The 5,867-nt window shown below is 63.2% G+C and carries 4 protein-coding genes and 1 pseudogene; 2 read left to right on the plus strand and 3 right to left on the minus strand.

Annotated elements, in window-relative coordinates; translation table 11 throughout:
• A pseudogene (locus EOA79_RS28625) lies at positions 1-459 on the plus strand (hypothetical protein); the annotation flags it as partial.
• Between the two features lie 4 nt (positions 460-463).
• Here the strand turns inward: EOA79_RS28625 and waaF are convergent.
• From waaF to EOA79_RS28640, 3 genes are all read right to left on the minus strand, one after another.
• Entirely contained in the window at positions 464-1,483 is a 1,020-nt protein-coding gene (waaF, locus tag EOA79_RS28630) for a lipopolysaccharide heptosyltransferase II (RefSeq protein WP_095825467.1), read from the minus strand.
• 60 nt (positions 1,484-1,543) lie between these two features.
• Positions 1,544-2,320: a glycosyltransferase gene (locus EOA79_RS28635; RefSeq protein ID WP_245322435.1), complete on the minus strand. Its 777-nt coding sequence runs from the start codon at positions 2,318-2,320 to the stop codon at positions 1,544-1,546.
• A 410-nt stretch (positions 2,321-2,730) separates the two neighbouring features.
• Positions 2,731-4,263 carry an acyl-CoA carboxylase subunit beta gene (locus tag EOA79_RS28640; RefSeq protein ID WP_128293508.1) on the minus strand — a complete coding sequence of 511 codons (1,533 nt, stop codon included), beginning with the start codon at positions 4,261-4,263 and terminating at the stop codon, positions 2,731-2,733.
• A gap of 396 nt (positions 4,264-4,659) precedes the next feature.
• Between EOA79_RS28640 and EOA79_RS28645 the strand changes: the two genes are divergently transcribed.
• Positions 4,660-5,867 (plus strand): DEAD/DEAH box helicase (locus EOA79_RS28645; protein ID WP_164893982.1); only part of this gene is annotated, 1,208 nt, incomplete at its 3' end.

A 5,867-nucleotide genomic window follows, 5' to 3' on the forward strand; every position in this document is an offset into this window, starting at 1 on the left:
TCCGGGGCGTTCGCGCCCGCCATTTCCCGCACCGCCTATATCTGCCGGCCGCCCAAGATCGGTGTGCCAGGCGGCTTCGCCTATCGCGGCTGCGACGCCAAGGATCTGGCCTTCTCCGCTTTCAAGGCCGGCAAGCCGATGCCGAGCGAAATCTGCGGCCTGGTCGGCGGCAAGAAGTTCGATATCTGCGTGGCGACCAACAATTTCGACCAATGCCTCGGCGGCGCCGTCAATCGCGGTAACCGTCCGGCCTGCTCGGCCGATCATTTCTGCCGCGAAGACTACATGTGCCAGTCGGCTGCCGTCCGACACGCCCGGTGCCGCCAGGGTCAAGGGGATCGGCTTCTGCTCGCCGACCTATTTCCTGTTCCGGATGCGCATCGACAACCATGCGACGCGTGGACGAACACCGCCCGCGCGAACATGAGCGCGGGCTTCGGCGCCGCCACCGAGGAGTAAGCGGTCATACCGGTTGGGGTGCGTATTTTCCGACGCTTGCCGCCAGCGCTTCGAGCACACGCTGCTCACTGATTCCGCGCGTGTTCAGGACCCAGCTCGGTATCGAGATCGGAGGCTCGATGAAGGTTACCTGCTCGTTCAAGGGTCCATGCACGTAGGATCGGTTCGAGCCGAAGATGAGCACGCTTGGAATGCCCAAGGCGCCGGCTGCATGGGACACACCGCCATCGACACCGAGAAAGACGGTGGAGGCCGCGATCTGGTGCATGGCCTCTGCAATGTCGGGCGTCGAGGTGAAGTCGATCGCCTCAGGCAACAAGGCGCGAATCTGGGCGGCAGCCTGGCGTTCGCGCGGACCGCCGACAAGCCAGACGGACCAACCCCGTTCGATATGCTTTCGTGCGACCGAGACGAAGCGCTCGGGCGGCCATGAGCGCATGTTCTCGAAATCGGAAGTATAGAGGGAAAGCACCGGCCTTGCCGGATCGATGCCGTTGCGCCGGCGCCACTTGGCAACGTCTTGGGACGAAATCGCCAGCCGCGGGGCCGGCAGCTGTTTTTCTTCGGCGGGCTGCTTGCCGAGGAGCGCGATCGCACAGACCTGTTCGACGAGCCTTGTCTTGCGCGGGCCGAAGGCCACGAAGGTTCTCAGCCATCCCGACGGCAGTCGGTTGACGATGCCGAACTGGAGCTCGCGCGGATATCCAATGCGCTCGGGAATGCCCGCCAGCCACGGCACCAGGGCCGCCTTGGTGCTGCTGGTGAGCAGATAGGCTGCGTTATAATTCTCCTGGCGGAGTTCGCGCGCCAGCCGCGCCCGCTCCTTGAGACCGGGGTTCCAATGCCTTTCAACGGTCCAGGCCTTCCGGACATGCGGCATCAAGCGCGCCAGGGGCGCGGCCAGCGGCGAGGTGATGACGTCGATCGGCTGTCCAGGAAACGTCGCTGCTATGATTTGAATTGCCGAATGGCAGCGGATGAAGTCGCCGATTGCCGGCAAGCAGAACACGAGAATGGGGCGCAACGCGCGATACCTTTTCGATCCGACACAGTCGCCGCGAACGGCGAGCATGCCGGTTCCTTGTCACGGAAGCGCTTCGCCATCAAGGATGCGGGCATAGAGTTCCAGATAGGCCTTCGCGGTTTTCGCGATCGGAAATCTGTCGGCGGCAGATTCACGGCATTTGCGCATGCACAGGTCTGCGACCTCGGCAAGACCTTCGGCGAACTCCTCGTCGCTCTCGAAGAATCGGCCCGTATCCGTGTCCACCGTCTCCGGCAGGGCGCCGCGCGCTGTGGTCAAAACGGGCGTGCCGCACAGCATCGCCTCGACCGGCGCATTGCCGAAAGGCTCTTCCCAGGCGATCGGATTGAGGAAGGCCTTCGATGCGCCCAGCAGGCGCAGCTTGTCGTCGCCGTCGACGACGCCGTTGAAGCGATAGCGGCGGGAAAGACTCTTGAAAAAGACCCCCTCGCGGCGGGTCCGACTTCGGCCGAGCAATTTCCACCGCGAGCCGCCGGCGATATCGAGGGGAAAGTCGAATTTCCTGGCGAGCTCGACTGCCCGGTTCAAGCCCTTTCCGGCGCGTGCGATGGCCGCCATGAAGAGGAGGCGATCACTCTTCGATTCGGCCAGCCGATAGTCATCCACCGGAAAGCCGTTGTAGACGAAGGTCTTGCGGCCGTGCAGCTGGGCGTGCCGTGCGCTGATGAAGCTCCAGTTCGGTTGCGGCCGCGGATAATCCGGTAAATGGCCCCGCTCGGTGTTGAGGGTCGGGAAGTCAACCTCGACCTTCCACGCATGAAGGTGGACGATTTGGGTGTCCTTGGGGATCGCCGCGCGGCACTCGGCATCGCTCACAGCATGCCGGACTTCGCACAGTGGATGTGACGATCCAGGGCCCGCCACGAGGACGACATGGTGGCCCTGCCTGACCAGTTCAGTGGCCAGCCAGTCGACCTGACGTTCTATCCCGCCGTAGCCTTTGCACGGAACGACGCCCTTTGTTGCAAGGGTTATTAGCATTCATTACCGCCATCACATTGATGTGATTTCAATGTGATTAGAGGTTGCCAGTTGTCAACCTCCGACGACGGATTGCGTAAGCCAGAGTTCCAGCCGCCGGCCGGCTTTCGAGGTTCCACCGATTGAGATGGTCGGCGACTCCCGGTCGCGAGGCCAAGCGGAAGGAGAGGGGCTAAGCAACGAGAATAACGGCGGACCTGCCGAAATGCTTGCCAGCTACAAGGACCAGTCGCGACACCACCGCCTCACAGCGGAATGTTGTCGTGCTTCTTCCAGGGGTTCTGCATATCCTTGTTGCGCAGCATGCGCAGCGCCCGCGCGATCCGGCGGCGCGTCGAATGCGGCATGATCACCTCGTCGATATAGCCGCGTTCGGCCGCTACGAAGGGCGACAGGAACCGATCCTCGTATGCTTTGGTGTGGGCGGCGATCTTCTCCGCGTTGCCGATGTCCTTGCGGTAGATGATCTCGACCGCGCCCCTTGCGCCCATCACCGCGATCTGCGCCGTCGGCCAGGCATAGTTCATGTCGCCGCGCAGGTGCTTCGACGCCATCACGTCATAGGCGCCGCCATAGGCCTTACGGGTGATCACGGTGATCTTCGGCACGGTGGCTTCGGCATAGGCGAACAGCAGTTTTGCGCCATGCTTGATCAGCCCGCCATATTCCTGCGCGGTGCCTGGCAGAAAGCCTGGAACGTCGACCAAGGTAACGATCGGGATCGAGAAGCAGTCGCAGAAGCGCACGAAGCGCGCCGCCTTGCGGCTGGCGTCGGAGTCGAGCACGCCGGCCAGAACCATCGGCTGGTTGGCGACGAAGCCGACGGTTCGCCCCTCCACACGGCCGAAGCCGGTGACAATGTTCCTGGCGAAGCTCGCCTGGATCTCGAAGAAGTCGCCTTCGTCGGCAACCTTCAGGATCAGTTCCTTGATGTCGTAGGGCTTGTTGGCGTTGTCCGGAATCAGCCGGTCGAGCGACATGTCATGGTCCGCCACCGACTGGTAGCATTCGATCTCGGGAATCTCTGCGGTATTGGACGCCGGCAACAGGTCAATCAGCCGGCGCATCTGCAGCAGCGCCTCGACATCGTTGTCATAGGCGCCGTCGGCGATGGAGGATCGGGTCGTGTGCACCGTGGCGCCGCCGAGGCTTTCGGCCGTCACCGTCTCATTGGTCACCGTCTTCACCACGTCCGGCCCGGTGACGAACATGTAGGAGGTGTCGCGCACCATGAAGATGAAGTCGGTCATGGCCGGCGAATAGACATCGCCGCCGGCGCACGGGCCCATAATCAGCGAAATCTGCGGGATGACACCGGAGGCGAGCACGTTGCGCTGAAAAATCTCGGCATAGCCGCCGAGCGCGGCCACGCCTTCCTGGATGCGTGCGCCGCCCGCGTCGTAGAGGCCGATGATCGGCGCGCGATTGCGCAGCGCCATCTCCTGCACCTTGACCACCTTCTCGGCATGCGCCTCAGACAGCGAGCCGCCGAAGACGGTGAAATCCTTGGCAAAAAGGTAGACTGGACGGCCGTTGACGGTGCCCCAGCCTGTGACGACGCCGTCGCCCGCGATCTTGGTTTTCTCCATGCCGAAGTCGGTTGAGCGGTGCTCGACATACATGTCGAACTCCTCGAACGAACCCTCGTCGAGGAAGACGTCGATGCGCTCGCGGGCGGTGAGCTTGCCCTTCTTGTGCTGGGCCTCGATCCGTTGCTTGCCGCCGCCCATCCGGGCGATCTCGCGGCGGCGCTCGAGTTCCTTCAGCACGTCCTTCATCGCTGCCCCCACAATAGAAAGGTGGTTTGTGGTAATCGTGAGGGCAGCGCAGCGCAAGCGTCGCTTTTCGATCGGCGTTTTGTTGCGCTGCAACATCACCCTTGCATTTTGCGGCGGACTCGGCCATATGCGGTCGCATAGGCGCTTGGGCCGAACTTCGGCTTTCTCCACTAATTGAGACTGGTTGCGTCTGTTTTCCCTCTTTCCGGTGGGCCCTCCCGTCGATCGGCAAGCTGGCGAAAGAGCCCCGGGGCATGACGCCCGCGGGCACGACAGCGCAGCCGCGCGGACGCTCCCCGTCCGCCGCCTTGTCGTTTCCTGACAATTTTTCGACGGCAGGTTGCGCCCTGCCGCCATGATGTTTGCGGCCACAGGGCCGCGTGAAAGAAGACTATTTTGACCAATGAAAATCAGGCGGACCAGAACGGTTTCGCTACCCTTGGAATCACCGGCGCGCTGCTCAAGGCCGCCAATGCCGCCGGCTTCACGGATCCGAAGCCGATCCAGGTGCAGGCGATCCCGCCGCAGATCGAAGGCCGCGACATATTCGGCATTGCTCAGACCGGTTCGGGCAAGACGGCGGCTTTCGCGCTGCCGATCCTGTCGAAGATCATCGGGCTCGGCACGAAGCGCCGGCCAAAGACGGCGCGCGCGCTGATCCTGGCGCCGACACGCGAGCTAGCGGTACAGATCGAGGACACCATCAAGCTGCTCGCCAAGGGCGCGCACATCTCGACCGCGCTCGTGCTCGGCGGCGTCTCCCGCTACAGCCAGGTGAAGAAGATCGCACCCGGCGTCGATATCCTGATCGCCACGCCCGGCCGGCTGACCGACCTGGTGCGGGAAGGCGACCTCATCCTTGCCGATACCAAATGGCTGGTGCTCGATGAGGGCGACCGCATGCTCGACATGGGCTTCATCAACGACGTCAAGCGCATCGCCAAGGCGACCGCGCCGAACCGCCAGACCGCGCTGTTCTCGGCCACCATGCCGAACGAGATCGCGGAACTCGCCAAGGGCTTGCTGAAGGACGCCGTCCGCATCGAAGTCTCCCCGCAGAGCACGACGGCGGCCGAGATCGTGCAAAGCGTGGTGCTTGCCCGCACCAAGCAGAAGCGCCAAGTGCTGTCCAAGATGCTGGCCGACGAGGCGATGCGCTCGGTCATTGTGTTCTCGCGCACCAAGCATGGCGCCGACCGCGTCACCAAGGACCTTGCCCGCGACGGCTTCGACGCCGCAGTGATCCACGGCAACAAGTCGCAGAACGCGCGTCAGAAGGCGCTCAACGATTTCCGCGACGGCTCGGTGCGTATTTTGGTGGCGACCGATATCGCCGCGCGCGGCATCGACGTCCCAGGCATCAGCCATGTCGTGAATTTCGACTTGCCGGACGAAGCGGAGAGCTATGTCCACCGTATCGGCCGTACCGGCCGCAACGGCAGGGACGGCATCGCGATCACGCTTTGCGATCCATCGGAGAACGGCAAGCTGCGGCAGGTCGAGCGCATCATCCGCATGAAGCTTCCGGTCATTGCCGATCATCTCGGCAGTCCCGACCCGCAGCGCGATCCGAAGGAAAGGACCGAGCGTCATTTCCTTCGGAT

Source organism: Mesorhizobium sp. M1A.F.Ca.IN.020.03.2.1 (assembly GCF_004023205.1).
Taxonomy (GTDB): domain Bacteria; phylum Pseudomonadota; class Alphaproteobacteria; order Rhizobiales; family Rhizobiaceae; genus Mesorhizobium.